The 25,657-nt window shown below is 71.3% G+C and carries 23 protein-coding genes; 8 read left to right on the top strand and 15 right to left on the bottom strand.

Features of this window, described 5'->3' with window-relative positions; translation table 11 throughout:
• The first annotated feature begins 64 nt into the window (after positions 1-64).
• Positions 65-559 carry a DUF3145 domain-containing protein gene (locus tag K8Z49_RS14295; RefSeq protein ID WP_024936641.1) on the top strand — a complete coding sequence of 165 codons (495 nt, stop codon included), beginning with the start codon at positions 65-67 and terminating at the stop codon, positions 557-559.
• Between the two features lie 245 nt (positions 560-804).
• On the opposite strand, the gene K8Z49_RS14290 is transcribed toward K8Z49_RS14295, so the two are convergent.
• From K8Z49_RS14290 to K8Z49_RS14245, 10 genes are all read right to left on the bottom strand, one after another.
• Positions 805-2,112: a beta-ketoacyl-[acyl-carrier-protein] synthase family protein gene (locus K8Z49_RS14290; RefSeq protein WP_021599353.1), complete on the bottom strand. Its 1,308-nt coding sequence runs from the start codon at positions 2,110-2,112 to the stop codon at positions 805-807.
• A gap of 80 nt (positions 2,113-2,192) precedes the next feature.
• Entirely contained in the window at positions 2,193-2,447 is a 255-nt protein-coding gene (locus K8Z49_RS14285) for an acyl carrier protein (protein WP_021599354.1), read from the bottom strand.
• 56 nt (positions 2,448-2,503) lie between these two features.
• The gene (locus tag K8Z49_RS14280; protein WP_021599355.1) at positions 2,504-3,472 is read right to left on the bottom strand and encodes a beta-ketoacyl-ACP synthase III; all 969 of its coding nucleotides are present in this window, start codon (positions 3,470-3,472) and stop codon (positions 2,504-2,506) included.
• A complete protein-coding gene (locus tag K8Z49_RS14275) occupies positions 3,469-4,383 on the bottom strand; it encodes an ACP S-malonyltransferase (RefSeq protein WP_412519169.1) in 915 nt (304 codons plus the stop codon). The genes K8Z49_RS14280 and K8Z49_RS14275 overlap by 4 nt, the downstream gene beginning before the upstream one ends.
• Before the next feature lie 114 nt (positions 4,384-4,497).
• Positions 4,498-5,667 carry a PucR family transcriptional regulator gene (locus tag K8Z49_RS14270; RefSeq protein WP_024936643.1) on the bottom strand — a complete coding sequence of 390 codons (1,170 nt, stop codon included), beginning with the start codon at positions 5,665-5,667 and terminating at the stop codon, positions 4,498-4,500.
• Positions 5,668-5,738: 71 nt separating this feature from the next.
• Positions 5,739-6,665 (bottom strand): alpha/beta hydrolase, encoded by a 927-nt coding sequence (locus K8Z49_RS14265; RefSeq protein ID WP_412521054.1) that lies wholly within the window; start codon positions 6,663-6,665, stop codon positions 5,739-5,741.
• A complete protein-coding gene (locus tag K8Z49_RS14260; RefSeq protein WP_412519167.1) occupies positions 6,665-7,921 on the bottom strand; it encodes an acyltransferase family protein in 1,257 nt (418 codons plus the stop codon). Before K8Z49_RS14260 ends, K8Z49_RS14265 begins: the two co-directional genes overlap by 1 nt.
• Positions 7,914-8,864 carry an alpha/beta hydrolase gene (locus K8Z49_RS14255; protein WP_412519165.1) on the bottom strand — a complete coding sequence of 317 codons (951 nt, stop codon included), beginning with the start codon at positions 8,862-8,864 and terminating at the stop codon, positions 7,914-7,916. The genes K8Z49_RS14260 and K8Z49_RS14255 overlap by 8 nt, the downstream gene beginning before the upstream one ends.
• Before the next feature lie 151 nt (positions 8,865-9,015).
• Complete coding sequence (locus K8Z49_RS14250; protein WP_412519163.1) at positions 9,016-9,681, bottom strand: response regulator; 666 nt, start codon at positions 9,679-9,681, stop codon at positions 9,016-9,018.
• On the bottom strand, positions 9,678-10,955 hold the full coding sequence (locus tag K8Z49_RS14245) for a sensor histidine kinase (protein ID WP_021597628.1): 1,278 nt from the start codon (positions 10,953-10,955) through the stop codon (positions 9,678-9,680). The genes K8Z49_RS14250 and K8Z49_RS14245 overlap by 4 nt, the downstream gene beginning before the upstream one ends.
• An 83-nt stretch (positions 10,956-11,038) precedes the next feature.
• Between K8Z49_RS14245 and K8Z49_RS14240 the strand changes: the two genes are divergently transcribed.
• Complete coding sequence (locus K8Z49_RS14240; protein ID WP_021597629.1) at positions 11,039-12,067, top strand: PHP domain-containing protein; 1,029 nt, start codon at positions 11,039-11,041, stop codon at positions 12,065-12,067.
• 128 nt (positions 12,068-12,195) lie between these two features.
• Here the strand turns inward: K8Z49_RS14240 and K8Z49_RS14235 are convergent, their stop codons facing one another.
• From K8Z49_RS14235 to K8Z49_RS14225, 3 genes are all read right to left on the bottom strand, one after another.
• Positions 12,196-15,717, bottom strand: coding sequence for an ATP-binding protein (locus K8Z49_RS14235; protein WP_412519161.1), 3,522 nt, complete (start codon positions 15,715-15,717; stop codon positions 12,196-12,198).
• A 3-nt stretch (positions 15,718-15,720) separates the two neighbouring features.
• Positions 15,721-16,107: a toll/interleukin-1 receptor domain-containing protein gene (locus K8Z49_RS14230; protein WP_412519159.1), complete on the bottom strand. Its 387-nt coding sequence runs from the start codon at positions 16,105-16,107 to the stop codon at positions 15,721-15,723.
• Positions 16,108-16,189: 82 nt separating this feature from the next.
• A complete protein-coding gene (locus K8Z49_RS14225) occupies positions 16,190-17,194 on the bottom strand; it encodes a PHB depolymerase family esterase (RefSeq protein WP_412519157.1) in 1,005 nt (334 codons plus the stop codon).
• A 133-nt stretch (positions 17,195-17,327) separates the two neighbouring features.
• Here K8Z49_RS14225 and K8Z49_RS14220 point away from each other — a divergent pair, with 133 nt between their 5' ends.
• A complete protein-coding gene (locus K8Z49_RS14220; RefSeq protein ID WP_021597631.1) occupies positions 17,328-17,597 on the top strand; it encodes a hypothetical protein in 270 nt (89 codons plus the stop codon).
• Here the strand turns inward: K8Z49_RS14220 and K8Z49_RS14215 are convergent.
• Entirely contained in the window at positions 17,587-18,888 is a 1,302-nt protein-coding gene (locus K8Z49_RS14215; protein ID WP_412519155.1) for a tannase/feruloyl esterase family alpha/beta hydrolase, read from the bottom strand. The two genes, K8Z49_RS14220 and K8Z49_RS14215, sit on opposite strands and share 11 nt — an antisense overlap.
• 261 nt (positions 18,889-19,149) lie before the next feature.
• Here K8Z49_RS14215 and K8Z49_RS14210 point away from each other — a divergent pair, with 261 nt between their 5' ends.
• From K8Z49_RS14210 to K8Z49_RS14190, 5 genes are read left to right on the top strand one after another with little or no spacing between them, the layout of a single operon-like run.
• Positions 19,150-19,923 (top strand): ABC transporter ATP-binding protein, encoded by a 774-nt coding sequence (locus tag K8Z49_RS14210; RefSeq protein WP_021597633.1) that lies wholly within the window; start codon positions 19,150-19,152, stop codon positions 19,921-19,923.
• Positions 19,910-20,602, top strand: a complete 693-nt coding sequence (locus K8Z49_RS14205) for an ABC transporter ATP-binding protein (protein WP_075025100.1) — start codon at positions 19,910-19,912, stop codon at positions 20,600-20,602. The genes K8Z49_RS14210 and K8Z49_RS14205 overlap by 14 nt, the downstream gene beginning before the upstream one ends.
• Positions 20,603-20,612: 10 nt before the next feature.
• Positions 20,613-21,851, top strand: a complete 1,239-nt coding sequence (locus tag K8Z49_RS14200) for an ABC transporter substrate-binding protein (protein WP_021597635.1) — start codon at positions 20,613-20,615, stop codon at positions 21,849-21,851.
• Positions 21,852-21,862: 11 nt separating this feature from the next.
• Positions 21,863-22,726 (top strand): branched-chain amino acid ABC transporter permease, encoded by an 864-nt coding sequence (locus tag K8Z49_RS14195; protein ID WP_111829747.1) that lies wholly within the window; start codon positions 21,863-21,865, stop codon positions 22,724-22,726.
• The gene (locus K8Z49_RS14190) at positions 22,723-23,727 is read left to right on the top strand and encodes a branched-chain amino acid ABC transporter permease (RefSeq protein ID WP_412519151.1); all 1,005 of its coding nucleotides are present in this window, start codon (positions 22,723-22,725) and stop codon (positions 23,725-23,727) included. The genes K8Z49_RS14195 and K8Z49_RS14190 overlap by 4 nt, the downstream gene beginning before the upstream one ends.
• Before the next feature lie 43 nt (positions 23,728-23,770).
• On the opposite strand, the gene K8Z49_RS14185 is transcribed toward K8Z49_RS14190, so the two are convergent.
• On the bottom strand, positions 23,771-25,654 hold the full coding sequence (locus tag K8Z49_RS14185) for a helix-turn-helix domain-containing protein (RefSeq protein ID WP_244938395.1): 1,884 nt from the start codon (positions 25,652-25,654) through the stop codon (positions 23,771-23,773).
• Between the last annotated feature and the right edge of the window lie 3 nt (positions 25,655-25,657).

The raw sequence follows: 25,657 nt of genomic DNA, 5'->3' as shown, positions 1-25,657 counted from the left end.
CGCCGACTTGGGACGTACGAGGCCGTAGGGGAAGACGAGCCTCGGTACAGATCCAGGAGGTCCGGTGACCGCACGTGGCGTCTTCTACGTCCACTCCGCGCCACCTGCGCTGAGCCCGCACATCGAGTGGGCCGCCGCAGGTGTCCTTGGGGTGCCCGTTTCCCTTGAGTGGGCCGATCAGGCTGCGGCGCCGGGAACGCTCCGCGCCGAGCTTCATTGGGAGGGACGGCCCGGCACCGCCGCGGGCATCACCTCCGCGCTGCGGAACTGGAAACTGGTGCGGTTCGAGGCGACCGAGGACCCGACGCCCGGCACCGACGGCGTCCGCTTCAGCTTCACCCCGTCGCTCGGGGTGTTCACCGGGGTCATCGGGGCCAACGGCGACATCATGGTCCCCGAGGACCGGCTCCGCGCCGTGATGGCCAACGCCGCCGTCGGCAAGACCAGCCTGGAGAGCGAGCTCGACCGCCTGCTCGGCACCCCGTGGGACAACGAGCTGGAGCCCTTCCGCAGGGCGGGCGACGGCGCGCCCGTCCGCTGGCTCCACGCTGCTGTGTGACCGTCCGCCCGCGCGGCCGGAAGCCGCCGGCGTGGAGCGTGCCCGTCCCGCAACTCGCACGCTTCGCCCCCGGGCGGCGCCCACCCGCGGTCACGGCGCCCGCGGTCACGGCGCCCGCGGTCACGGCGCCCGCGGTCACGGCGCCCGCCGGTGGTCGCGGCGCCCGCCGGTGGTCGCGGCGCGGCGGCGGACGCGAAACGGCCCGGTGAGCCGAGAGGCTCACCGGGCCGTCGCCGTACGGGGGATCAGAGGGCGCGCTGGAAGGCCACCGACACGTTGTGGCCGCCGAACCCGAACGAGTTGTTCAGCGCCGCGGCGGGGCCGTCCGGCAGCTTGCGCGGCTCGTCGCGCGCGATGTCCAGGTCGACGTCGTCGTCGAGGTCCTCCAGGTTGGCGACGAACGGGACGATGCCGTCCCGCAGCGCCAGCACCGTGAAGATCGACTCCAGCGCGCCGGCGCCGCCGAGCAGGTGCCCGGTCATCGACTTGGTCGCGGTGATGACCACCTGCCGGGCCGCGTCCTCGCCGAGCCCCGCCTTGATCGACGCGAGCTCCGCGACGTCGCCGGCCGGGGTCGAGGTGGCGTGGGCGTTGATGTGCACGAGGTCGGCGGGCTCCAGCCCGGCGTCCTTGAGCGCCCGCTGCATCGCCTTGGCCTGCCCCGCGCCGGACGGGTCGGGCAGCACGATGTCGTAGGCGTCGCCGGAGTAGCCGCAGCCCGCCGCGATGCCGTGGATCTGGGCGCCGCGTGCGCGCGCGTGCTCCTCCGACTCCAGGATCATGACCGCGGAGCCCTCGCCGAGCACGAACCCGTCGCGGTTCTTGTCGTAGGGCCGGGACGCCCGCGCGGGCTCCTCGTTGCGGGTCGACATCGCGCGCATCGCGCCGAACGAGGCCATCTGCAGCGGGTGTATGCACGACTCGGTGCCGCCGCAGATCACCACGTCCGCGCGGCCGGCGCGGATCATGTCGATGGCGTAGCCGACCGCCTCGCCGCTGGACGCGCAGGCGCTGACCAGGGCGTGCGAGCCGGCCATCGCGCCGAACTCGATGCCGACGTGCCCGGACGCTCCGTTCGGCATCAGCATCGGGACGGTGAAGGGCGAGACCCGCGACCAGCCCTTCTCCCGGAAGACGTCGTAGCTGTTCAGGGCGGTGTGCAGGCCGCCGATGCCGCTGGAGAACACGACGCCGAGGCGCTCGCCGTCCACGGTGAAGCCGCCGTCCACGCCGGCCCGGTCCATGCCCTTCTGCGGCTTGCCGCCGGTCGGCGGGGCGAACCCGGCGGCGTTCCACGCCTCGCGGGCGGCGATCAGCGCGATCGCCTGGTTGCGGTCGAGCCGCCGCAGGTTCTGCCGCGGCATCACCTCGGACGGGTCGACCTTGAGCGTCGCGGCGAAGCGGACCGGCAGGTCCTCGACGCCCTCCCAGTCCAGCGGGCGGATGCCGGACTCTCCGGCGAGCAGGGCGGACCAGGTCGACGGGAGGTCTCCGCCGAGTGGCGTCGTTGCACCGAGACCCGTCACGACGACTCTGGTCTGGCTCTTGCTCATGGTGGGCTCTCCTTGCGGACTGTGAGGGGGGAGGGTCGGGCGCGCCGCCTCCCGGGCGGGCGGCGCGCCGTCCCCGCGGCTCAGCTCTGGAGGTTCTGGACGAAGTTGACGACGTCCTTGACCGTCTTCAGGTTGCGCAGCTCGTCGTCGGGGATCTCGACGCCGAACTGGTCCTGCGCGGCGACGGCGATCTCCACCATCGACAGCGAGTCGATGTCGAGATCGTCGATGAAGTTCTTCTCCGGGGTGACCTCGGACTTGTCGATGCCGACGATCTCGTCGATGATCTCGGCGAGGCCGTCCAGGATCTGCTGTTCGGTGGCGACGTCTGCCATGGTTCCGCTTTCTCCTTCGGTGGGTTGGTCCAGAGCCTGCGAGCAGGCGTGACGGCCTACGGGATCTGGATGACTTGGGCAGCGTAGGACAGCCCGGCGCCGAACCCGACCAGCAGGGCCGGGGCGCCGGACGGCACGTCGCCGCGTTCGATCATGCGGGACAGGGCGAGCGGGATGGAGGCGCCCGAGGTGTTCCCGGACTGCACGATGTCGTCGGCCACGACGGCGTTGGTGGCCTTCACCTTGCGGGCGATCGCCTCGATGATCCGCAGGTTGGCCTGGTGCGGGACGACGGCGGCGAGGTCGGCGGGCGTGATCCCGGCGCGCTCGCACGCCTCCGCCGCGATCGGCGCGATGGCGGTGGTGGCCCAGCGGAACACCGCCTGGCCCTCCTGCCGGATGAACGAGTTGCGGTCCTCGATGATGATCTTGTCGTACTTGTCGCCGGCGCTGCCCCACACGACCGGTCCGATGCCGGGCGTCTCGCTGCCCGCCACGACCGCCGCGCCGGCCCCGTCCGCGAAGATGATGCAGGTGGACCGGTCGGTCCAGTCGATCCACTGGGACATCTTCTCCGAGCCGATGACCAGCACGTTGCGGGCGCTCCCGGCGCGGACGGCGGCGCTGGCGGTGGCGAGGGAGTAGCAGAAGCCGGCGCAGGCGGCGTTCAGGTCGAAGGCGCCCGGCGCGTCGATGCCGAGCCGGTGCGCGACCTGCGCGGCGTGGCCCGGCATCGGCGACTCCGCGGAGCAGGTCGCGAGGATGACCAGGTCGATGTCGGACGGGTCGAGGCCGCTGTTGGCGAGGGCCTTGCCGCCCGCGTGCACGCCGAGCTCGACGATGCCCTCGTCGTCGCCGGCGATGCGGCGCTCGGCGATGCCGACGCGGGTGCGGATCCACTCGTCGTCGGTGTCGACCGTCTCGGCGAGCTCGTCGTTGGTGACGATCCGGGCGGGCCGGTAGTCGCCGAAGGCCAGGATGCGGGCGCCGGGCGCGGCCTCGGGGATGCGCAGTGCGGCGGTCATGACGCGTGCGCCTTGATCAGCTCGCGGGCCTTGTCCAGGTCCGCGGGGGTCTTGAGGGCGACCAGCTCGACGCCCTTCAGCTCGCGGCGGGCGAGGCCGGTGAGCGTCCCGGCGGGCGGCAGCTCGATGATCGCGGTGACGCCGAGGTCGCGCATCGTCGCCATGCACGCGTCCCAGCGGACGGGGGCGCTGACCTGGTCGACGAGCCGGGCGAGGAAGTCGCGTCCGGACGTGACGACGGCGCCGTCGCGGTTCTGCAGCAGCGTCGCCCGGGGGTCGGCGACGGGCGCGCCGGGCGCGAGCCGGGCGAGGGTGCCGACGGCGGGCTCCATGTGCTCGGTGTGGAACGCGCCCGCGACCTGCAGCGGCCGGAGCCGGGCCTTGGCGGGCGGCTCGTCGGCGAACCGTGCGAGCCGCTCCAGCGTTCCGGCGGCGACGACCTGGCCCGCGCCGTTGACGTTGGCGGGGGTGAGCCCGTGCTTGTCGATGGAGGCGAGGACCTCCTCGGTGTCGCCGCCGAGGACGGCGGTCATGCCGGTCTCGGTGACGGCGGCGGCCTCGGCCATCGCCCGCCCCCGCTCCCGGACGAGGACCAGCGCGGCCTCGGGGGTCAGCACCCCGGCGATGGCGGCGGCGGCCAGCTCGCCCACGCTGTGCCCGGCGACCGCGTCCGGGACGGCGTCCTCGTAGAGCACCTCGCAGGCGGCGAGCGCGGCGGCGACCAGCAGCGGCTGCGCCACCGCGGTGTCGCGGATCTCCTCGGCGTCCGCGGTCGTCCCGTAGCGGGCCAGGTCGAGACCCGTGACGGCCGACCACCAGGCGAGACGGTCGGCGACTCCGGGTATCTCTAGCCATGGCCGCAGGAAGCCGGGGGTCTGGGCGCCCTGGCCGGGCGATGCGAGGAGTATCACAGCGACCAGCCTGCCGTGATCGTCCCTTCCGCCACGATGCGGATCGCGACCAACTTTGGTCAGGGCGGTTTGTACGACCTCTACAAGCCGCGCTGGTCAGGCGTACCGGCCGGTTCAGCGGGCCTGGAAGCGTCCGAGGGCCAGGGCGATGCGCAGGGTGAAGGCGTTGCGGCCGTCGGTGGGGGCCAGGCCCGTCAGCTCGGTGACGCGGCGCAGCCGGTACCGGACGGTGTTGGGGTGGACGAACAGCAGCCGCGCGGTCGCCTCCAGCGACGACCCCTGTTCGAGGTAGGTGGTGAGCGTGTCGAGGAGCGGGGCGCCGGCGGCGAGCATCGGGTTGTAGACGTCCTCCACGAGGTGGCGGCGCGCCTCGGCGTCGCCGTCCAGGGCGCGCTCGGGGAGGAGCTCGGCGGCCTGGACGGGGCGGGGCGCGTCCGGCCAGCCGGCGGCGGCGCGCAGGCCGGCGACGGCCGCGCGCGCGGAGCGGGTGGAGTCGTAGAGGTCGGCGACCTGCGGGCCGACGACGACGGGGCCGGGGCCGCACTTGGCGGCGATCGGCCGCGCGGCCTCCATGGGGTCGGTGTCGCCGCCCACGATGACGATGACCCGGTGCCCCTGGACGCCGGCCAGGACGTCGGAGCGGGCGCGGCGGGCGGCCAGCTGCATCTGGTCGATGGTGACCTCGGGCTCCTCGTCCTCCGGGGTCATCCCCGCGATGACGGTGACGGGCTTGGAGGTCCAGCCGAGCGCGGCGGCCCAGGAGTGCATGCCGTCGTCGACCTCGCCGCGCAGCACGGCGTTGACGACGAGGGCCTCCAGCCGCGCGTCCCAGGCGGCGCGCGTCTCGGCGGCGCGCGCGTACACCTGGGCGGCGCCGAACGCCACGTCCCGCGTGTAGCGCAGGATGGCCTCGCGCAGCTGGGCCTCGCCGCCGGGCGCGGCGAGCTCGTCCAGCCGGGTCTCCACCACGTCGATGATGACGCGGATCATGTCGATGGTGTGCTGGAGCTTGACCGAGCGCAGCAGCTCGCGGGGCGCGGTGCCGAACACCTCGCCGGCGATGGCGGGCCGGGACCGCTCGGCGCTCTTGAACCACTCCACGAACGCGGCGATGCCGGCCTGGGCGACGAGGCCGATCCAGGACCGCTGGTCGGCGGGCATGCGCCGGAACCAGGGGAGCTGCTCTTCCATCCGGCTCAGCGCCGCCGTGCCGAACGTCCCCATGGCCTTCTCCAGGCGCTGGGTGGTCTGCTCGCGGATCTCGGCCTCGTTCGCGGTGTTCACCTCCCCAGAGTGCCACCACCCCGGCGGTGGCCCGCCCGAAAGCATGCATCGTGTCCCCGATCACCCGGGCATCAGCCCGGCGTCACCCCGGTGGGACGTCCGAGCGCGATGGCGGTGATGTTGCGCAGGGAGACCGACCCCGGGGCGAGGTAGTCGCTGTGGCCGCCGGGCCCCGCGTCGAAGACCCGCGCGCCGAAGGAGGGGGAGACCGGGTCGGGTCCGAGTCCCAGTCCGAAGATGCGGACGTGGGGGACGTCCTCCATCCAGTCGGTGGCGCCGCGCCCCGCCCAGACGCGGGCGGTGGCGCCCAGCGCGAACGCCGACCAGGTGGTCGTTCCGGGACTGCCGTACAGGGCGATGTCGGTGACCTGGCGCCAGGCCGCGTTGTCTGGGCCGTCCGAGGCAGCCTTACCGCAGACGACCGAGCCGTAGCTGTGGCACAGCAGGCCCACGCTCGCGCGGGGGTTGACGCTGCGGACGCCCGTCATGAAGTGGCGCAGCCGGACGGCGCCCTCGGCGGCCTTCTCGTCGGTGAGGACGTCGCTGCTGAACGTCTTGGGCGCCGGGTAGCCGAGCCAGGCGACGACGGCCAGCCCCGGGTCCGGCGACACGGAGCGGGCCTGTGCGTAGACGGCGCGTGCGCCTCCGCCCGGAGTCGACCACGGCTTGCCGCCGCGCCGGTCGAACGCGGACAGCGTGGTGTCTGCGCCTGGGACGAGGATCGCGACGCGCCGCGCCCTGGTGATGTCGCCGATGACCTCGATGGCGCGCCCGCCGCCGCGCGGGTCGAAGTAGAGGAAACGGCGTCCGGGCTGGAGGAAGTCGCCGAGCGCCTTCCTGCGGTCGGCGTCGCCGACCTCCTGCGCGGTCTTGAGCGCCTGCTCGATGGAGCGGCGCTCGGCCGCGAACCGGACGTCCAGCGTCGACGGCGACAGCTTGGGGACGGCGACCGGCGGGGCGTAGGGGTCGGCGTGCCCGGTTCCCGCGGTCGTCAGCATCACCACGCCGATGGACGCGGCGCAGGCCACGGCCCTTCGGAGACGTCGGGTGCGCGGCCTCCGGGAACGGGGTGGCCGGGGAAGCGGTCGTCGAGAAGGCGGCGAGGTCGTCGTGAGGAGCGGCGGCATTGTCGCCTTTCTACCAGTCCCGGGACACCTCCCCAGACGGGACGCCTCGGACGTCCGCCCAAGGCGGCCACGAGCCCGAGGAGGGCGAGCACGCCGGCGAACACCGCCAGCCAGGGGAGTCGCGCCAAGATCCATTCTGGCCGTCCGGGGCTGTCGTGCAGGCCGTTCACGGGTCCGAGCGTCAAGAGCGCGCCGACGGTGACGGTCATGAGCGCGGTCTGGTGCCAGAGGAAGATCGTCATCGCGGAGCGGTTGGCCGCCGAGACCACCGACCGGGCGCCGGCGTGGCGCGTCCACCGGGTCAGCGGCCCGTGGAGCAGCACCGCGAGTCCCGTCTGGGCGAGCCCGAACGCGACCGCCGCGAGCGTGGGCGGGCTGAGGTTGGACACGGCGGCGCCGGGGACGCCGACCATGCTCGCCGGGTATCCGGCGAGCAGGACGAGCAGGGCGGTCGCCGTGCCGCCCCCGGCCAGCAGGACGAGCCCGGCCCGGCGCGAGCGCAGCGCCCCGTCCGCCCACCCGATGCCGAGGTAGAACGGCACGAGCCAGGCGGTGAGGACGGTGGCCCAGCCCGTCCAGCCGGGAGCGCCGAGGGCGAAGCGGCCGAGGTCGATCGCGGCGGTCGCGCCCGTGAGGAGCACCGCGCCCCAGAGCCCCAGCCGGTTCCAGGCCGCGGCGACCAGCGGGGTGAGGGACGTCAGCGCCACGTACACGCAGAGGAACCAGAGCGGGCTCAGCACGAGCTTGATCAGCGTCCGGACGCTGTCCGCCGGGAACCCGGCCCACGACAGGGCCGCGGCGACCGGGACCCACGCGAGCACCAGGACGGGAAGGGGGCGCGCGAGCCGCACCAGGCGCCGTCGCAGGCGGGGCGTCCACGGCTCGCCGTGACGCAGTCCGCGCGCGGCCGAGTAGCCGCCGACGAAGAAGAACACGGCGAGCGTCTGGAGGACCCAGGAGAGAGGAGCCAGCTCCGGCATCGCCTTCAGCGGGCTGGTGACGCGCAGGTGGTGGGCCGGGCCGTCCGCGACGAACGCGGTGACCAGCCAGTGGCCGAGCACGACGCCGAGGATCGCCAGGGCGCGCAGGGCGTCCACGGCGCGGTCCCGCCCTTGCGGCTCAGACACGGGTGACCTCCGCGTCCCGCCCGAGGGCGATCAGGGCGAGGTTGCGCAGCGCGACGGAACCGGGCTTGAGGTAGCCGCTGTGCGGGCCGGTCCCGGCGTCGAAGCGCAGCGCGCCGAAGTCGCGGGAGACGGGATCGGGGCCGAACCCGACACCGCCGAAGCCGACGTTCGGGACGTACCGCATCCAGTCGCCCTTGCTCCGTCCCGCCCAGACGCGCGCGGGGGTCCCGAGGCCGGCCGCGTGCCCGGCGCCGGTGCCGGGGCTGCCGAACAGCGCGATCTCGTCCACCGGCAGGGGTGCGAGCCGCCGCGCGGCCTTCCCGCACACGACGGTGCCGTAGCTGTGGCAGAGCAGGGCGAACCGGGCGTGCGCGTTCATGCGGTGCACGCCGGTGAGAAGGCGTCCGAGGTCGCGGGCGCCATGCTGGGCGCGCCCGCTCGTCAGGACGGCGGTGCTCCGCGTCGAGGGCGAGCCGTAGCCGAGCCAGGCGATCACCGCGATCCGTGCGCGCGGTGCGTCGGCGCGGGCCTGCCGGTAGAGGGCACGGCTGCCACCGCCGACGAACTTGGGCGAGTCGAAGTTGCTCAGCGAGTTGTCCGCGCCGGGGATCACGACCGCGATCCGCTCGGCGTGCTCCAGGTCGCCCAGGACCTCGACCGCCCGCCCGGCGCCTCGCGCGTCGAACGACAGGAACCGCCGGCCCGGCGCCAGGAGGGCGGAGAGCGCCCGCGCCCGCTCCGGGTCATCGAAGTGCCGCGCCATGCCGAGGGCGCGCGTGATGTCCCGCGCGGTGGCCTGGTAGCGGGCGTCCAGCGTGGACGCCGACAGCGCGGGCACCGGAGACGGAGGCGCGTAGACATCGGCGCGGCCCGCCGCGCCGGCCGTCGAACCGGCCGCGGCCAGCACCGCGACGACGGCGACGGTCTTGCGGACGCTGGGCATCCGGGGCGTCCTTCCTGGTCAGCGAGTGGGGCACTGATCAGGAAGGTAGGGATCGGAGGCCGTAGCGCAGATCAACCGGCGGAGCGGTCTTCAGGGTGCGACCTGGGGGCGACGAGGTGCGACCTTGGAGTGACGAAGGGCGCCCCGGGCATCAGTCACCCGGCCGGACCAGCCCCACCTCGTACGCGTAGACGATCGCCTGCGGGCGGTCGCGCAGCCCGAGCTTCATCAGGATGCGCCCGAAATGCGTCTTGACCGTCTGCTCGGCGACCACCAGCCGCTCGGCGATCTCGCCGTTGGACAGCCCCCGCGCCACCAGGGCCAGGACCTCGGTCTCCCGCTCGGTCAGCTCCTCCAGCCGCTTGCGGGACGGCGCCCGCGGCGCGCCCAGCCGGGAGAACTCCGCGATCAGCCGCCTCGTGATCGACGGGGACAGCAGCGCGTCGCCCGCCGCGACGACCCGCACCGCGTCCGCCAGCTCCGTCGCGGACGCGTCCTTCAGCAGGAAACCGCTCGCCCCGGCCCGCAGCGCCTCGTAGACGTAGTCGTCCAGGTCGAACGTCGTCAGCATGAGGACCTTCGGGGCGCCGTCCGCGGCGCCCGCGAGCAGCCGCCGGGTCGCCTCCAGGCCGTCCATCACCGGCATCCGGACGTCCATCAGCACCACGTCGGGCCGCAGCTCGGCGACGCGGCGCAGCCCCTCCTCGCCGTTGCCGGCCTCGCCGGCGACCTCGATGTCGGGCTGGGCGTTCAGCAGCACACCGAACCCGGTCCGCACCATCCCCTGGTCGTCGACGATCACGACCCGGATGGTCACGTCGCCTCCCGCGCCTTCACCGGCAGCGTCGCGGTCACGGCGAATCCTCCCTCGGGGGTGGGGCGGGCGGTCAGCTCGCCGCCCAGCGCGGCGGCCCGCTCCCGCATCCCGACCAGCCCGTGGCCGCCGCCCGGAAGGGGGGAGCCGGCGTCCTGGCCGTCGCCGGGCGGGCCGTTGACGACGCCGAGCCACACTAGACCGTCGTCGCGGGACACCTCGACGTCCACTCGGGAACCGGGCGCGTGCCGCATGGCGTTGCTCAGCGCCTCCTGCAGGATCCGGTAGGCGGTGAGGCCCACGCCCGGTGGAAGCCCGCCCAGGTCACCGCTGAACCGCGTCTCCACGCGCAGGCCCGCGCCGCGCGCGTTGGCGACCAGTTCGTCGATCCTTTCCAGGCTCGGCTGCGGCGCTGTCTCGGCGCCGTCCTCGGCGCGGAGGACGCCGAGGATGCGGCGCAGCTCCGTCAGTGCGTCCAGCGCCGTCGCGCGGATCTCCGCGAGATCCCGGCGCGTCTCGTCCGGGACGGCCTCCACCTTGTACGGTGCCGCCTCCGCCTGGATCGCGATCATCGACATGTGGTGCGCGACGACGTCGTGCAGTTCCCGCGCGATGCGCTGCCGCTCGGTCAGCACGGCCTCGGCGTCCAGGTGCCGCCGCTCCTGCTCGGCCAGCTCGCGCCGCGCCGTCTGCCGCACCCGGACGGCGTAGCCGATGGTCAGCGGCAGCAGGAGCAGCACCGACGCGGCGGGCCCGGTCTCCGGGTCCTTGAGCCACACCCCCGCGAACGAGATGATCCCGACGCCGAGCGTGATGTCGCGGGAGCAGCGGACCGCGACCGTGTACACGCACACGATCGCCACGAACGTGCCCGCCGGGACGTACGGGACCGTCAGCCAGCCGTCGACGTTGATCAGCGCCATCGCAAGGAAGCTCAGCCGCCACGCGCCGAGCGGATGCCGGTCCCGCAGCGCGAGCGGCGCCGTCACCGCGATCGCGATGAACAGCTTCGTCCCGTCGGACACGATGATGCCGCGCCGCAGGGTCTCGGTCGTCAGCAGGGACACCGTCCCGGCGATGAGCCCGACCGTGAGCGCGAGCCCGACCAGGTTCGTGACGATGCCGTAGGGGAGCCGCCCCACACCGATGTAGCGCGTCCAGCGCAGAAGGAGGGGCCACGGCCGGTTCAGCGGGGCCGGGTCCGCTCGCCCGGTGAGCGCGGCGGCCAGGAGCACGTCCCGCAGCACGCTCCGCAGCGTGAGGTTCTCCCCGGCCATGACCCCAGGCTAGAGAAGCGCGACCCCGCCCGGATGCCACCGCGGTAGGACGAGCCGGGTCATACCTGGGTACGGTGCGAGGCGTGGAGCCCGTCGAAGCGCTGCGCCGCATCGCGTTCCTGCTGGAGCGCGCCCATGAGCCGACCTATCGAGTGCGGGCGTTCCGCGGCGCCGCGGACCTCGTCGAGCGGACGTCCCCCGATGAGCTGGCCGGCCGCGCCCGCGACGGGACGCTGACCGCCCTGCCCGGCATCGGCAAGGTGACCGCCCTGGTGATCGCGGAGGCGCTGCGCGGCGAGACCCCCGTCTACCTGCGGCGCCTGGAGGCCACCGAGGGCGAGCCGCTGGACGAGACGACGGCCGCGCTCCGCGCCGCGCTGAAGGGCGACCTGCACACCCACAGCGACTGGTCGGACGGCGGGTCCCCGATCCAGGAGATGGCCGAGACCGCCCGCTCCCTCGGCCACGAGTACCTCGCGCTCACCGACCACTCGCCCCGCCTCACGGTCGCCAACGGCCTGTCGGCCGACCGCCTCCGCCGCCAGCTCGACAAGGTCGCCGAGCTCAACGAGGAGCTCGCGCCCTTCCGCGTCCTCACCGGCATCGAGGTCGACATCCTGGAGGACGGCACCCTCGACCAGGACCCCGACCTGCTCGAACGCCTGGACGTCGTCGTCGCGAGCGTCCACTCCAAGCTCCGCATGGACCGCGTCGCGATGACCAAGCGGATGGTCGCCGCGATCGCGAACCCGCGCGTGAACGTCCTCGGCCACTGCACCGGGCGGATCGTCAAAGCCGGCGGCAAGCGCGGCGGCCTGCGGCCGGAGTCGGAGTTCGACGCCGCCCTCGTCTTCGACGCCTGCGCCGCCTACGACGTCGCCGTCGAGATCAACTCCCGCCCGGAGCGCCTCGACCCGCCGAAGCGCCTGCTGCGCCTCGCCGTCGAGGCGGGCTGCCGGTTCTCCATCGACTCCGACGCCCACGCGCCCGGGCAGCTCGACTGGCAGCCCTTCGGCTGCGAGCGAGCCGCCCGGTGCGGCGTCCCCGAATCGCAGATCGTCAACACGCTCCCGGCCGACGCCCTGCTCGCCTGGACACGCGCGAAGCTCTGAGCCTGATCGACGGTCCGGGCGAGGGTCACCGGGGCAGGGACTCGACGGCCTCGGTGACGATAAGTAGGCACGGCGGCTCCGGCGCGCTGCTCGGCCGAGACCTGCGTGGCCGTTCATTGGTGGGGTCGCTAGGGTTCGTGCAACACCCTGATCCACGCCTGGCTTCGCGTTTCCTTGACATGCACATCGACGCGACGGAAGCTCTCTGAATCGACGGCCTCGCTGGGCTGAACGACTTCGCGGTAGAACCAATCCGACGTGATGAGCCCCAAAGGCGCCGGCGGCGACGTGGCGACGGCCTCCTTGAGCTCGGACGCTTCGAGTATGCGGAAGGCGTGGTTCAGGGAACTGCCGGCGACGCCGTGCTGATCGGCATGGACCTCGCCCGCATGCAATGCCACGCGTAGCCGGATTTCTTGCGCGGACGGATGTACCTGATTGTGCTTGATCAGTTCTCGGGAGAGGGTCTCCGGGAGACGTTCTACGAAGAACGACTTCGGGACTTCCGGCGGGGCCAGGATCAAGACCCCGTCTCCCCGGTCTTCGATGTAACAGCTGTCCCACGGGATGCCCGCTTTTACGAAGGCATCGTGAAGCGCCCGGTACGTCTCGGTCCGCAGCAGGCTTCGATCATGGCTGGTGCGGCGGCGGGAGCTGAATCCGACGACATCAGCGATCACGATCGTACGGTGTACAGTCGGCAGGGAAGTGTGCGAGTCGCTTGGGGATGCATCACGCGGAGCGCCCTCATGGCCCACCCGCTCGTAGGTGATCTGGCCCACTAGTTGCAGGGCGTCGCGGACGCCTGAGGTATCTCCGATGCGCTCGTACAGACCCACCGCGCGGCGAGCGTGCCCCACAGCCTCGGGGTACTGGCGTCTCAAGTGATGGATCTCGGCGAGGTCATAGGCGGTGTTGGCCTGGCCGTTGAGGTCGTCGAGGTCTCGGTAGAGGTCATGCGCTCTGGCGAGATGGTCGATTGCCTCCCGGTCGTGGTCGATACGGCTGTAAGCGCGGCTGAGAAGCCGGTGCGATGCAGCCTGCGCAGCCAGGTCGTCGAATTGTTCCGCCAAGGCGAGGGCTGTGCGCTGGCAGTCGAGCATGAGCGTCCAGTGACCTCGCACGTCCAGGAAGGGGGCGAGTACCCAGGCCAGTTGCCAGGCGTGCCGTTCGAGCCCAGCCTGGGAGGCGCATTCGATAATGCTCGCCAGGCCTGAGACCTCGACACTGAACCAGCCCATCGCTTGGTCGTAGTCCTCGATCGTATCGACAAGGACGTCCACGGCTGGCGGCGCTGTGACGATGGGCTCCCGGCGCGGGTTGAGGAGCCTGGCCGCCTCGGTTCCCGCCTGGAGGTAGTAGTCCACGACCCGGCGGATCGCCTCCTGCGTGACCTCCTGACTCTCGGTCTGCGCCGCGAGCTCGGCCGCGTAATCATGGAGAAGATCGTGTGATCGGTAGCGAAGCGGGACCGGCTCGTCCAGCATGCCCGCGGTGACGAGCTCGTCGAGCGAGTCCCGCGCCTCCCGCAGGTTCAGGCCCGTCAGCGCGATCGCCGCGCCGAGCCCGATGTTGGGGCTGGGATGCACGCCCAGCAGTCTGAACACCGCTGCTGCCCGAGTGGAAAGCTCACCGTAGGACTGGTTGAACACCGTCCGGAGGCTCAGGGCGCCGTCACTGAGGCTCAGCACGTCCAGCCGGTCAGTGGCGTCGACCAGTTCCCCGGCCAACTCGCCGAGCGGGCGCCTGGGATGGCGGGTCGCGCGGGCCGCGACGACGGCCATGGCCAACGGCAGCCCTGCACAGAAGCGGACCAGCGTCGCGGCCGCTTCGGGGTCGGCGGCGACCCGGTCCCGGCCGAGCCGCCGTGCCAGGAACTCCTTCGCCTCCTCCATGCTCAGCGTCCCGAGGGGCAACACCTGGGCGCCGTCACGCACCACCAGTTCGTCCAGTGGGCCGCGGCTGGTCACCAGTGCCGCGCACCCCGGGCCTGCCGGGATCAGCGGCCGTACTTGATCGATGGAGACCGCGTCATCAAGAAGTATGAGGACTCGTCGATCGTGCAGCAGGGAGCGGTAGAGCGACGTCATCGTGTCGAGGTCGCCGGGGACGTCGTCCGGTCGCACGCCGAAAGCGTGCAAGAAGCGGCGCATCGTTTCGGTCGGCTCTGCCGGAGAGCCGGAACGGGCGCCCCCGAGGTTCGCGAAGAGGATCCCGTCGGGGAACCTGTCGCGGACGCGGTGCGCCCAATGGACGGCCGTGGCCGTCTTCCCGACGCCCGCGAGCCCTGAGATCAGCTGGATTCGCGGGCCGGCCGTTTCTTTCGACGCATCGGGGAGCAAGGCGTCAAGCATTGCCAGCGCATAGTCACGTCCGACATAGTCGGAGATGTTGGGCGGAAGCTGAATGGGGATCGGCAGCCGGGCCGGGCCGGTCTGCGGATCGGATTCCCGGCGCCGCAGGGTGACCGTGACGAAACCCTGATTTTGGACCACGGTCGGCTCTGGTGCACGCACGGAACGGCAATCTTTCAACGCCGACGGGATGCCGCTGCCTTCGCCCTCTACGAGCCGTATCCAGGACAGTACGTGCGCCAACCTAAAATTGCGCTTGATGGAGTGGCTCTCCAGGGCCGACAGCGAATACTCGACACCGTCCTTAAGGCTGCGGCCGAGCCACTCACCAGGGCTGGTGACCTCCAGGCGTTCGGGGAACAGCCGCACGTGAACGCATCTATTGGCGGCCGTGTAGTCGCGGTGTGCCAGCGCATTGGCGATGGTCTCCCGCACCGCCACCATGGGGAAGTGATAGAGGTCAGTGGTCTGAGCCTGGCCGGCGGTCGGCGCCTCCCCCGCGCGAACGTGTTCGGCCACGAACATGTAGGCGCCAAGGATCTGCTCGATCACTGTCCCTGTGACGGTCAGCGGCTCCCGGTCGGCGGCACGGTCGGGGCCGTGGTAGCGCGTGCACATGACCACTGCGGTGGGGCTGGTTCCGGTCGGGTCCTCGGAGAAGAGCAGCGCCCCGGCGTGGGTCAGGTGTGAGTCCCTGCGTAGCCCGGCCCGGTCGAGGAACTCCCCGACCGTCAGGGCGGCGGGAAGCCGCTCGGCGACCTCGGCGCGCAGTTGGTTTCGAAATTGAAGGAGCGCGGTGTAATCAGGTACCGCGCCGGGAGCCGGACGATCGAGATGATGTAATTGCTGCTCCTCCGCCGCCGTCCCCGGGCGCCCGGCCGTGGCCGCCGATGCTTCCACGCGCGGCGGGAAGTGGTGTGACAGGGCTTCGAGCAGGTCCTGGCCGGCCTTGGCCGGGTCCTCCCAGTACCGGGCGACCTTGGTGTTGAGGGCCAACTGCTCGACGTACGCCTGTTGCTCCATCTGGACCACGAACACGCGGACGCGCCCGCCGACCTGGGCGGCTCGTGCGATCTGGTGCACCCAGGCGCTGCCGACCGCCAGCCTGGTCGCGCACACCACGATCGGTGCGTCCGAGGCCAGTGCCTGGGAGACCTCCTTGACCAATGATTCGCCGACCATCACCGTTCCGTGGTGGGAGACGTGGTATCCCGCGGCGGCGAGCGGAGTCACCAGCGCTTGGGCGAGGTCCTCATCACCTTCCTCGTACAAGACGTAGACGGTCTGGATGCGCATGTGTCACCGGATCGCGCTGGAGAGCGCGTCCACCCCGCTCGCCCAGTCGGCCACGAGGTCGGCGTACCTCAGGTCGGCGATTATCGCGGGCGGCTCGCCTCCGGTCAGCCGGGCGGGCAGCAACCGGACACCGTGGCCGTCGAGCTGGCGCGCGAGCGTCGACATCCACTCCCGCCCCATCCACGGACTCAGTGAACCGGCATCGGAGTAGCACAACACCACATACGTCGAACCGGACAATCCGGCGTTGATCTTTCCGACGATGGAGTCGCCGGTACCGATCTCCCACTCATCCAGCCAGACCTTGTGGCCTCGGCGCTGCAACTCCAGGGAAAGCCGTTCTGCGGGCTTCCGGTCCGTGCCTCGGTGACTTACGAAGACATTCGCCATTGACGGCCTCCGCTCTTGCCGGTCACGACATCCTAGGCCTCCTTCCACCGACGGACATCGGAAGTAATCCTTCTGAAGCTTCCTAGCCGCCGAGCGCGCGGACCATGCGCATGATCGTCTCGATCTGCGCACCGCCCTTCATGTCGTAGGACGCGTCGCCCCCGTACCCCCACCAGTTCCAGCAGCCCTGCGGGTTGCCGCCCGCCCAGCTGGACGCGGTCGCCTGCGGATACAGCACGATCACGCCGTTGGTGTCGGCGTACTCGTTGAGGTACGTCTTCGTCGCGAACGTGTTACCGATGAGGCTCCGCCCCTGCTGGCAGCCGTGCAGGGCCACCATGAGACGGCAGGACGCCGACGCGCAGCCCGCCGGGATATAGGCGAACCCCGTGGCGTCCATGCTGATGGACGAGGCACTCCCACCCGGCGCGTAGGCGTTCTGGTCGAACTCCATGAGCGTGCCCTTGGGCGAGGAGGCCGGCACCGAGACCGAGCCGAACAGATGCCTCAGCATCGCGCCCACGGGATCGCCGGAGCACTTGTTGATGTACGGGGTATAGGTCGCCGAGCACGGATTGGGCCCGGTGGGACTCACCCACGCATGCCCGGCCGGCGACGTCTTGTCATACGAGACTGCGGCGCCGAAGTTTCCGTAGAACCCGGCGAGCCCGTCGTTCACGGACTGCTTCACGGTGGAGTCGTTCGTCCCGTGGAAGATCCATACGGGATGCCCGGACAGGTTCGCCACGGGATCGATGCGCCCCTGAGCGGCCCGATCCCGAGCCGTCCGCTCCAGCTCCGCGGGATTGTCGTCGTACAGGTCGTTCATACACGCGAGCTGCGCGGTGACCACGCTGCCCCGCGCGCAGTGGTACGCCCCGGCACTGAAGATGCCGGCCCCCTTGAACGTCCCGGAGTAGGCCACGTGCAACTGGTCGGCCATATAACCGCCAGACGACACCCCGCTGACGTACGAGGTGCTGATCGAATGGCGCGGAAGCGCCTCAGCGACGGCCGCGGACACGGGGGCTGCGGCGACCGTCGCGAAGGTGAGTGCGAGAGCCGCGAGAAGCGAGGTGGTTTTCATGGCGGGACCTCCTCGGTCGGTTTAACCAACTGCTCTTGGAGTTTTGTCGCCCTGTTGCCGCTGGGGGGCGGCCTCTTTGCTGCCTTTCTGCGTCTTTCTGGGGGACGGATGCTCCCAGTGGAAGGAGGGAGTGATGAGCAAGGCCAAGACAATGCCGGAGTCAGGCGCGCAGCCGCCCAAGCGCAGGCACCGCGTCTTCCCGTGGATCTTCCTGGCGATCCAGGTCGGCTTCCTGATCTGGGTCATCGGCGGAATCACCGATCGGGGCTCGTGTGAGCCCGGATACCAGGACGCCTGCGATGCGGGCACCGCGATCGGGGTGGGGCTGATCATCGCGCTCTGGGTGGCGGTCGACATCATCCTCGGGTTCACCTACCTGGTGTTCCGGATGTTCAGGAGGTGAGGGAGCAGGTATTGGTGGGGTCGCCGGATGTGGGGCGGGGGAGTGTGGTGCTCCTCGGCGGGGGTGTGCCGTCCTGCGTCCAGGACTCCAGGGCCGTGAACGCGGTGCGTATGCAGGGGAGGAGCGGGCGCAGGCGGGTGGGGTGGGTGTCGTACAGGCCGTCCACGTGGTTGGCGGCCTCGACGCGGTAGTAGCGGTAGGGGGCCTTGCCGCGGGTGCGGACGAGTTTCGCGTAGACGTCGGAGTCGGTGGTGATCGGCAGGAGCGAGTCGTACGTTCCGTGGAGGGTGATCAACGGCTTGCGGATCCGGCCGGTGAGGGACACGCGGGCGACGGCCCGGTGGACGTCGTGCGGGCGGGCGGCATAGTTGTAGTCGGTCTCCTTTCCGGTGTAGGCGGGGTCGAATTCCTCGCGGTAGATGCGCTGGGTGAGTTCCCAATAGACCTGGTCGTGGAATGGCCAGAGGAATTCTGAGCCGGGGGCGAGGCCGGCCTTCAGGAGCGCTTTGTGGGCGGCCGGGTCGCCTGTGGCGGCGTAGGACGGGTAGGCGCGGAGGACGGACGGCAGGTACGTGAACAGGTTCGGGCCGTTGGCGCGCCAGAGCGTGCCCTCTGCGTCGATTCCGCCGTCGTAGAGTTCCGGGCGGTTCTCCAGTTGCCAGCGGACGAGGTAGCCGCCGTTGGAGATCCCGGCTGCGTAGGTGCGGCGGGGGAAGCGTCCGTAGCGTTTCGCGACGACCTTCTTGGCGGCTCTCGTGAGCTGGGTGACGCGGTCGTTCCATTCGGCGACGGCGTCGCCTGGGCGGCGGCCGTCCTTGAAGAATTCGGTGCCGGTGTTGCCCTTGTCGGTCGCGGCGAAGGCGTAGCCCTTGGCGAGGGCCCAGTCGGAAATCGTGAAGTCGTTGGCGTACTGGCGCCGGTTGCCGGGCGAGCGGGCGACGACGAGGCCGCCGTTCCAGCGGTCGGGCAGGCGGATGACGAACTGCGCGTCGTGGTTCCAGCCGTGGTTGGCGTTGGTCGTGGAGGTGTCGGGGAAATAGCCGTCCAGTTGGATGCCGGGGACGCCGGTGGGGTTGCGAGTCCCGGCGGCGTGGAGGCCGGCCCAGTCGGCCGGGACGGTGTGGCCCGAGCCGGTCGTCCCCGCGGTGGTGAGGTCGTCCAGGCAGGCGGCCACCTGCTTCTCCGCTCCCGGGACGGTGATCTCGCAGCCCGGCCTCTCCTGCGCGTGCGCGGGCGCGGTCAGGGCGGCGGCGACGGCGCCGGCGGTCAGGACGGTGCGGACGATCGGCATACCGGCTCCTCGGGGAGGGACGTCAGGTGCCCGTCATGGTGAGCGCCGGTTGTGACCGCGACCACGTGGCCGGTCCACATATCGCCGAGATCCGCCATGTGCCCCCGGTCGTGACCTGCACATGATGTGGGTCACGGCCGTATCGGAGCGTCCGAATATGGGGTGGCCTCACATGGTCCGGCCCGCGGGCGCGACCTAGCGTTCCCGGTCACGGCGGCCCGGTGTGGTCCGGGTCACCGACGACGAGCGCGAGGAGGACGCATGGGCGATCCCGCCCGGGAGGCCCCGGTCCTGGAGGCGCGGGGCCTGGTCCGGGAGTTCCGCGGCTTCCGCGCCGTGGACGGCGTGGACCTCGACGTCGCCGAGGGGGCCGTCCACGCGCTGGTCGGGCCGAACGGCGCGGGCAAGACGACGCTGTTCAACCTGCTCACCGGGTTCCTCAAGCCGACCGCCGGCAGCGTCCGCCTCGGTGAGCACGAGCTGGCCGGCCGCCGGCCGGAGCGCATCGCGCGACTCGGGCTGGCCAGGTCGTTCCAGATCACGAGCCTGTTCGCCGAGCTCACCCCGCGGCAGCACGTGGAACTCGCGCTGGCCGGGCGCAGCGGCCTCGGCTGGCGGTTCTGGCGTTCGGACAAGGCGCTCGGACGCTACTCCGCACGCGCCGCCGAGCTGCTCGGGCAGGTCGGCCTGGACGGGCACACGGACGTTCCGGCGGGCTCGCTGGCGTACGGCCGCAAGCGCGCCCTCGAACTGGCGCTGGCCCTCGCGCTCGACCCGAAGGTGCTGCTGCTCGACGAGCCGACCGCGGGCATGGGCGTCGAGGACGTCGGCCGGACCGTCGAGCTCATCAGGAAGGTCCGCGACGGCCGGACGGTCATTCTGGTCGAGCACAACATGAGCGTCGTCTCCAGCCTCGCCGACCGGGTCACCGTCCTGCAGCACGGCCAAGTCCTCGTCGAGGGCCCGTATGCGGAGATCCGTCACGATCCGCGCGTGGTGACCGCCTACCTGGGAGACTCCAATGCTGCGCATTGACGGGCTGTCGGCCTGGTACGGCGAGGCTCAGGCCCTGCGTGAGGTGTCGATGCACGTCGACGAGGGCGAGATCGTCACGCTGGTGGGCCGCAACGGCGCGGGCAAGACCACGCTCCTGCGGTCGCTGATGGGTCTCCATCAGGGAGTGTCGGGAAAGATCCGGTTCCAGGACGAGGACATCTCCGCCCTGAGCTCGCACAAGCGCGCGCGGCGCGGCCTCGGCTACGTCCCGGACGATCGCGGGATCTTCGCGTCGCTGTCGGTGGAGGAGAACCTCACGCTGCCGCCCGTGATGGGCCCGAATCCCTGGTCGCTGGAGCGCGTGTACGAGACCTTCCCCAAGCTCCGGGAGCGGCGGCGGTTCCCCGGGACGAAGTTGTCGGGCGGTGAGCAGCAGATGCTCGCGCTGGCCCGGGTTTTGCGGACGGGTGCCCGGCTGCTGCTGTGCGACGAGCCCACCGAGGGCCTGTCCCCGCTGATCGTCCAGCAGATCGGCGACATCCTCCGGGAGGTCAAGGCGGCCGGGGTGACCGTCCTGCTGATCGAGCAGAACGTGCACTTCGCCGCCACGGTCGCCGACCGCCACCACCTGCTCGCCGAGGGCCGGATCGTCGAGTCCATGGACAACGACGAGGTCCGCGCCCGCGAGAGCGAACTCCTCCAGTACCTCGGAATCTAGGGAGACCCCGATGAGACTTCTCGGACGTTCGGCCGCGCTCGCGACCGCCGGAGCGCTGCTGGCCGGCTGCGCGGGCGGACCCGGCGGGGGCGGGGGCAAGATCAGCGACGACAAGATCGTCCTGGCGGTGCTGACCGACCAGTCCGGCGTCTACGCCGACCTGTCGGGCAAGAACGCGGTCGAGGCGGTGAAGATGGCCGTCGCCGACTTCAAGGCCAAGTACGGCGACAAGGCGGTCACCGACGACATCGAGGTCGTCTCCGCCGACCACCAGAACAAGCCGGAGATCGCCAACTCCAAGGCGCAGGAACTCTACGACCGCCAGAAGGCGGACCTCATCGTCGACGTTCCGACCTCGTCGGCCGCGCTCGCCGTCGCCACCGTCGCGAAGAACAAGAAGAAGGTGTTCATCGACGTCGGTGCCGCGACGACCGAGCTGGAAGGGAAGCAGTGCAACAAGTACACCTTCCACTACGGCTACAACAGCTACATGCTGGCGCACGGTACGGGCGCCGAGGTGACGAAGGACGGCGGTAAGAACTGGTACATCGTCTACCCGGACTACGCGTTCGGGCAGGACATGGAGAAGACGTTCACGGCGGCCGTGAAGGGTGCGGGCGGCAGCGTCGTCAAGAGCGATCCCACGCCGTTCCCCAACGACAACTTCTCCACGTTCCTTTTGAAGGCGCCGGGTCTGAAGCCGAAGCCGCAGGTGCTCGGGACGATGCAGGCGGGCGGTGACCTGGTCAACCTGGTGAAGCAGTACAACGAGTACAAGCTGCGCGACAAGGGCGTCGACCTCGCCGTCGGGCTGATGTTCCTGACCGACATCCACTCGCTCGGACCGGACGCCCTGGCCGGAACGCGCTTCACCGACTTCTGGTACTGGAACGCCAACCAGGGCAACCGCGCCTGGGCGGACAAGTTCAAGGCCAAGACGGGCGCCCGCCCGACGGCCGTCCACGCGGCCGACTACTCCGCGGCCCTGCAGTACCTGGAGGCCGTGCAGCGCGGCGGCACCGACAAGTCCGACGACATCGTGAAGCAGCTCGAAGGCCACAAGGTCAACGACATCTTCACCTCCACCGGCACGATCCGCCCCGAGGACCACCTGTTGCTGCACGACGCCTACGTCGCCCAGGTGAAGCCGAAGAGCGAGGTCAAGGAGGAGTGGGACTACGAGAAGATCATCAAGACGATCCCGGCGGCGGAGGCCTTCCAGCAGCCCGACCCGTCCTGCAAGCTGTAGGCGGGCGCGACGTGCTGCAGCAGGCGTTCAACGGGTTGGTGGGTGGGGCGTTCTACGCCCTGCTCGCCCTCGGTCTGGCCGTGATTTTCGGGATGCTGGGTGTGGTGAACCTGGCGCATGGCGCGTTCTACATGCTGGGGGCGTTCGGGGCGTTCATCGCGCTGGATTCGTTCGGGTTGAACTTCTGGGTGTCCCTGATCCTGGTGCCGCCCCTGCTCGGGGTGGCCGGGATCATCGTGGAACGGCTGTTCGTGCGGCGGTTGACGCCGCTGGATCCGCTGTACAACTTTCTGTTCACCTTCGGGCTGGCGCTGATTTTGCAGGATGTGATGAAGCGGCAGTACGGGGTGAACTCCCAGCCCTATCCGCGTCCGTCGCAGCTGGGCGGCACGCTCAATCTGGGGTTGTTCACCTATCCGGCCTATCAGGTGTTCGTGCTGGGGGTGTCGGTGCTGGTGTGCGGAGCGGTGTGGGTGGTGCTGACCCGGACCCGGGTGGGGATGATCGTGCGGGCGTCGACCGAGCGGCCCGAGCTGACGAGGGCGCTGGGGATCGATGTGGGGCGGTGGGTGACGCCGGTGTTCGGGTTCGGGATCGCGCTGGCGGCGTTGGCGGGGGTGTTGGCGGCGCCGATGCGGGCGGTGAACCCGCTGATGGGCGCCGATCTGATCATCACGGTGTTCGCGGTGGTGGTGATCGGGGGTCTGGGGTCGGTGTTCGGGTCGGTCGCCGCGGGGTTCGCGGTGGGGTTGCTGTCGGCGCTGGGCAACTACTACGTGCCCTCGCTGTCGCAGACGCTGGTGTTCATTTTGATGGCCGCGGTGCTGCTGTGGCGTCCCGCCGGGCTGTTTGGACGTGAGGAGGCGCTGCGATGATCCTGGCCAGGCTGGCCCGCTCGGGCCGGGCCGGACCCTTGCTGCTGGCGGTCGGGCTGGTGGCGGCGCTGGCGCTGCCGTGGATGATCTATCCGCCGGTGGCGTTGGACATCGTCTGCTGGGCGCTGTTCGCCGCCGCGGTCGACCTGCTGCTGGGGTTCACCGGGCTGCTGTCGTTCGGGCACGCGGCGTTTTGGGGCGGGTCGGCCTACTGCACCGGCCTGATCGCGCTGCACACCCCGCTGCCGTTCCCGGTCGCGATCGCCGGCGGCGCCGGCTTCGCAGCCCTTCTCGCGCTGCCGATCGGGTTCTTGTCGGTCCGGCTGACCGGGATCTACTTCGCCATGGTCACCCTGGCGTTCGCGCAGATGATGTACTTCGTGGCCAACCAATGGCGCGAGGTCACCGGCGGGGAGAACGGCCTGCAGGGCATCCCCAGAGAGTTCTTCGGCGTCGATCTGTCCGAGCCGTTCTACTTCTACTACGCCGGCCTGCCGTTCGTCCTGGCCGGACTCTGGGTCGCCTGGCGGATCGTGCGGTCACCCTTCGGGCGCGTGCTGGTGTCCATCCGCGACAACCCCGCCCGCGCCCGCGCCCTGGGCTATCCGGTCGACCGGTACCGGCTGCTGGCCTTCGTGCTGTCGGCCGGGCTGTCGGGCCTGGCCGGGGGCGTGTTCGCGGTCGGGCACGGCTTCGCCTCCCTGGAAGGGGTGTACTGGACCACCTCCGGGCAGGCGGTGATGATGGTCATCCTGGGCGGCATCGGCACCCTGTGGGGCGGCGCCATCGGCGCGGCCCTGGTCGTCCAACTCCAGGACTTTTTGGCCACCGCCGGATTCCAGGAAACCGGAATCGTCACCGGATCCATCTTCATCGTCATCGTCCTGCTGTTCCGCCGCGGCATCTGGGGCACCGCCCGCCACCTCCTGACCACCCGCCACCCACCCACACCCGACCAACCCGCACCCGAAACCAAAGAACCCGTCGACACCCCAGCCTGACCCGCGAACGCGGCTTGCCGTCCACGAGGCGGCACGCCGCGTTTCAGCGGGAGAGGCGGTGCAGCCGCAGGGCGAGCTGGAGTTCCAGAGCGCGCTCGGGGGTCTGCCAGTCGTCGCCGAGAAGCCGGGCGATGCGCTCCAGGCGCTGGCTGACGGTGTTGACGTGGATGTGCAGGCGCTCCGCCGTCCGCGACAGGCTGCCGCCGGTGCCGAAGTACGCCTCCAGGGTCTGCACCAGGGAGGTGCCCCGGCGCTCGTCGTACTCCAGGACGGCCCCGAGCGCGCCGTGCAGGAACCCCGCCACGTCCCGGTCGTCCCCGACGAGCAGGCCGACGAACCCGAGCTCGGACGCGCCGGCGCCATCACCGCGGCGGCCGAGCGCCAGCAGGGCGTCGGCGCAGCGCTGCGCCTCCCGGTGCGCGGACGCGACGCCGCCCGGCTCGGTCACCGGGCCGGCCGCGCCGACCGTGGCGGGCCCGCCGAGGGAGGCGCCCAGCTCCTTGGCGATCCGGCGCGCGGTGTCGCCCGGACGGTCGCCCGGCAGCAGCAGGACGATCTCCTCCGGCCGGGAGGCGGCCAGCCCGTGCTCCACGGCGGCGAAGGACGACGCCCAGAACGCGGCGCGCTGCCGGTGCTCGCGGTGCTCGTACTTGGCGCACAGCACGACGTGCGGCGCGTTCAGGTCGACGCCGACGCGCCGGGCCCGCGCGGTCAGGGCGTCGGTGCCCGTCCGGCGTCCGGAGAGCAGGTCGTCCAGCAGTTCGCCGCGCACCCGTCCCTCCGCCTCGGTGACGCTGCGCTGGAACAGCAGCAGCAGCGCCGTGACGAGCGCCGCGCGCTCCAGGATCCGCTGGTCGGCGTCGTCCACCTCGTCGGAGGTGCGCAGCACCAGCGTGCCGAGCATCTCGTCGCCGGTGGACACCGACGCGATCCACAGGTCGCCGCGCCTGACCGTCCGGCCCTGGGCGCGCGCGGAGTGCGCGGAGGCCGACACGCCGACCAGTTCCTCGTCGCTGAGCGGCGCCGACACGGCGCCCGTGGTCGCCAGGTGGCGGCCGTCGGCGTCCAGGACGTGCAGCGTGCCGCCCAGCAGCTCGGTCACGATGGCGCCGACGTCCTCCACGCCACCGCCGCGGACGACGACGGCGGTCATCCGGTCGTGCGCGCGCGCTGCCCGCTCCACCGCCGCGCTGCGCGCCTTGACCTCCTCGTTGGCGGCGCTCAGCTCGTCCAGGGCGGTCCGGGTCTCCTCCAGGAGGCGGGCGTTGTCGATGGCGATCGCGGCGTGCGCGGCCAGCGAGCCGAGCAGGGCGACCTCTTCCTGGTCGAACGGGCGCTCGCTGCGGTTCGCGGCCGTCAGGACGCCGATGACCCGGCTCCCAAGCTTCATCGGAACGCCCAGGATGGCGACGAGGCCCTCCTCGGCGACCGCGTCGTCGATGAAGCCGCGGTGCTGGAACTGCTCGTCCCCGAGGTAGTGGGCGCTGTTGTAGGGCATCGCGGTCTGCGCGACCAGCCCGACGAGGCCGGTGCCCATCGGCAGCCGCAGCCGCCGGAACGCCGCCGACACCGACCCGTCCGTCACCCGCATGAAGGTGTCGCCGCGCTCGTCGTCGTTCAGCGTCAGGTAGGCGATGTCGGCGTTCAGCAGCCGCCGGGCGCGCCGGGTGATCGCCTCCAGCACCGCGTCGAGGTCGCGCAGCCCGGCGAGGTCGCCCGCGGTGTCGAACAGCGCCGCCAGCTCCGCCTCCCGGCGCGCGTGCCGCCGCATGATCGTGCGGACCCGCAGCGCCGCCAGCTTGGCCGCCTCCAGCTCCTCCAGGACGGCCGGCGGCGCGCCCTCCGCCCGCGCCTGGACGAGGGGACCCTCGAACTCGACGGGGGAGGCCTCCCGGGCCAGGAGTTCGAGGAAGACGCCGCAGGTCATACG

Source organism: Actinomadura madurae (assembly GCF_047130825.1).
In the GTDB taxonomy this organism is placed as follows: domain Bacteria; phylum Actinomycetota; class Actinomycetes; order Streptosporangiales; family Streptosporangiaceae; genus Spirillospora; species Spirillospora madurae.
This window is presented reverse-complemented; position numbering and strand designations above follow the sequence as displayed.

Excerpts from the sequence above, each read along its gene's own strand:
- K8Z49_RS14290 (WP_021599353.1), bottom strand. The coding sequence starts at position 2,112 with ATGAGCAAGAGCCAGACCAGAGTCGTCGTGACGGGTCTCGGTGCAACG.
- K8Z49_RS14285 (WP_021599354.1), bottom strand. The coding sequence starts at position 2,447 with ATGGCAGACGTCGCCACCGAACAGCAGATCCTGGACGGCCTCGCCGAG.
- K8Z49_RS14280 (WP_021599355.1), bottom strand. The coding sequence starts at position 3,472 with ATGACCGCCGCACTGCGCATCCCCGAGGCCGCGCCCGGCGCCCGCATC.
- K8Z49_RS14265 (WP_412521054.1), bottom strand. The coding sequence starts at position 6,665 with ATGCTGACGACCGCGGGAACCGGGCACGCCGACCCCTACGCCCCGCCG.
- K8Z49_RS14255 (WP_412519165.1), bottom strand. The coding sequence starts at position 8,864 with ATGCCCAGCGTCCGCAAGACCGTCGCCGTCGTCGCGGTGCTGGCCGCG.
- K8Z49_RS14245 (WP_021597628.1), bottom strand. The coding sequence starts at position 10,955 with ATGGCCGGGGAGAACCTCACGCTGCGGAGCGTGCTGCGGGACGTGCTC.
- K8Z49_RS14235 (WP_412519161.1), bottom strand. The coding sequence starts at position 15,717 with ATGCGCATCCAGACCGTCTACGTCTTGTACGAGGAAGGTGATGAGGAC.
- K8Z49_RS14230 (WP_412519159.1), bottom strand. The coding sequence starts at position 16,107 with ATGGCGAATGTCTTCGTAAGTCACCGAGGCACGGACCGGAAGCCCGCA.
- K8Z49_RS14225 (WP_412519157.1), bottom strand. The coding sequence starts at position 17,194 with ATGAAAACCACCTCGCTTCTCGCGGCTCTCGCACTCACCTTCGCGACG.
- K8Z49_RS14220 (WP_021597631.1), top strand. The coding sequence starts at position 17,328 with ATGAGCAAGGCCAAGACAATGCCGGAGTCAGGCGCGCAGCCGCCCAAG.
- K8Z49_RS14215 (WP_412519155.1), bottom strand. The coding sequence starts at position 18,888 with ATGCCGATCGTCCGCACCGTCCTGACCGCCGGCGCCGTCGCCGCCGCC.
- K8Z49_RS14210 (WP_021597633.1), top strand. The coding sequence starts at position 19,150 with ATGGGCGATCCCGCCCGGGAGGCCCCGGTCCTGGAGGCGCGGGGCCTG.
- K8Z49_RS14205 (WP_075025100.1), top strand. The coding sequence starts at position 19,910 with ATGCTGCGCATTGACGGGCTGTCGGCCTGGTACGGCGAGGCTCAGGCC.
- K8Z49_RS14200 (WP_021597635.1), top strand. The coding sequence starts at position 20,613 with ATGAGACTTCTCGGACGTTCGGCCGCGCTCGCGACCGCCGGAGCGCTG.
- K8Z49_RS14190 (WP_412519151.1), top strand. The coding sequence starts at position 22,723 with ATGATCCTGGCCAGGCTGGCCCGCTCGGGCCGGGCCGGACCCTTGCTG.
- K8Z49_RS14185 (WP_244938395.1), bottom strand. The coding sequence starts at position 25,654 with ATGACCTGCGGCGTCTTCCTCGAACTCCTGGCCCGGGAGGCCTCCCCC.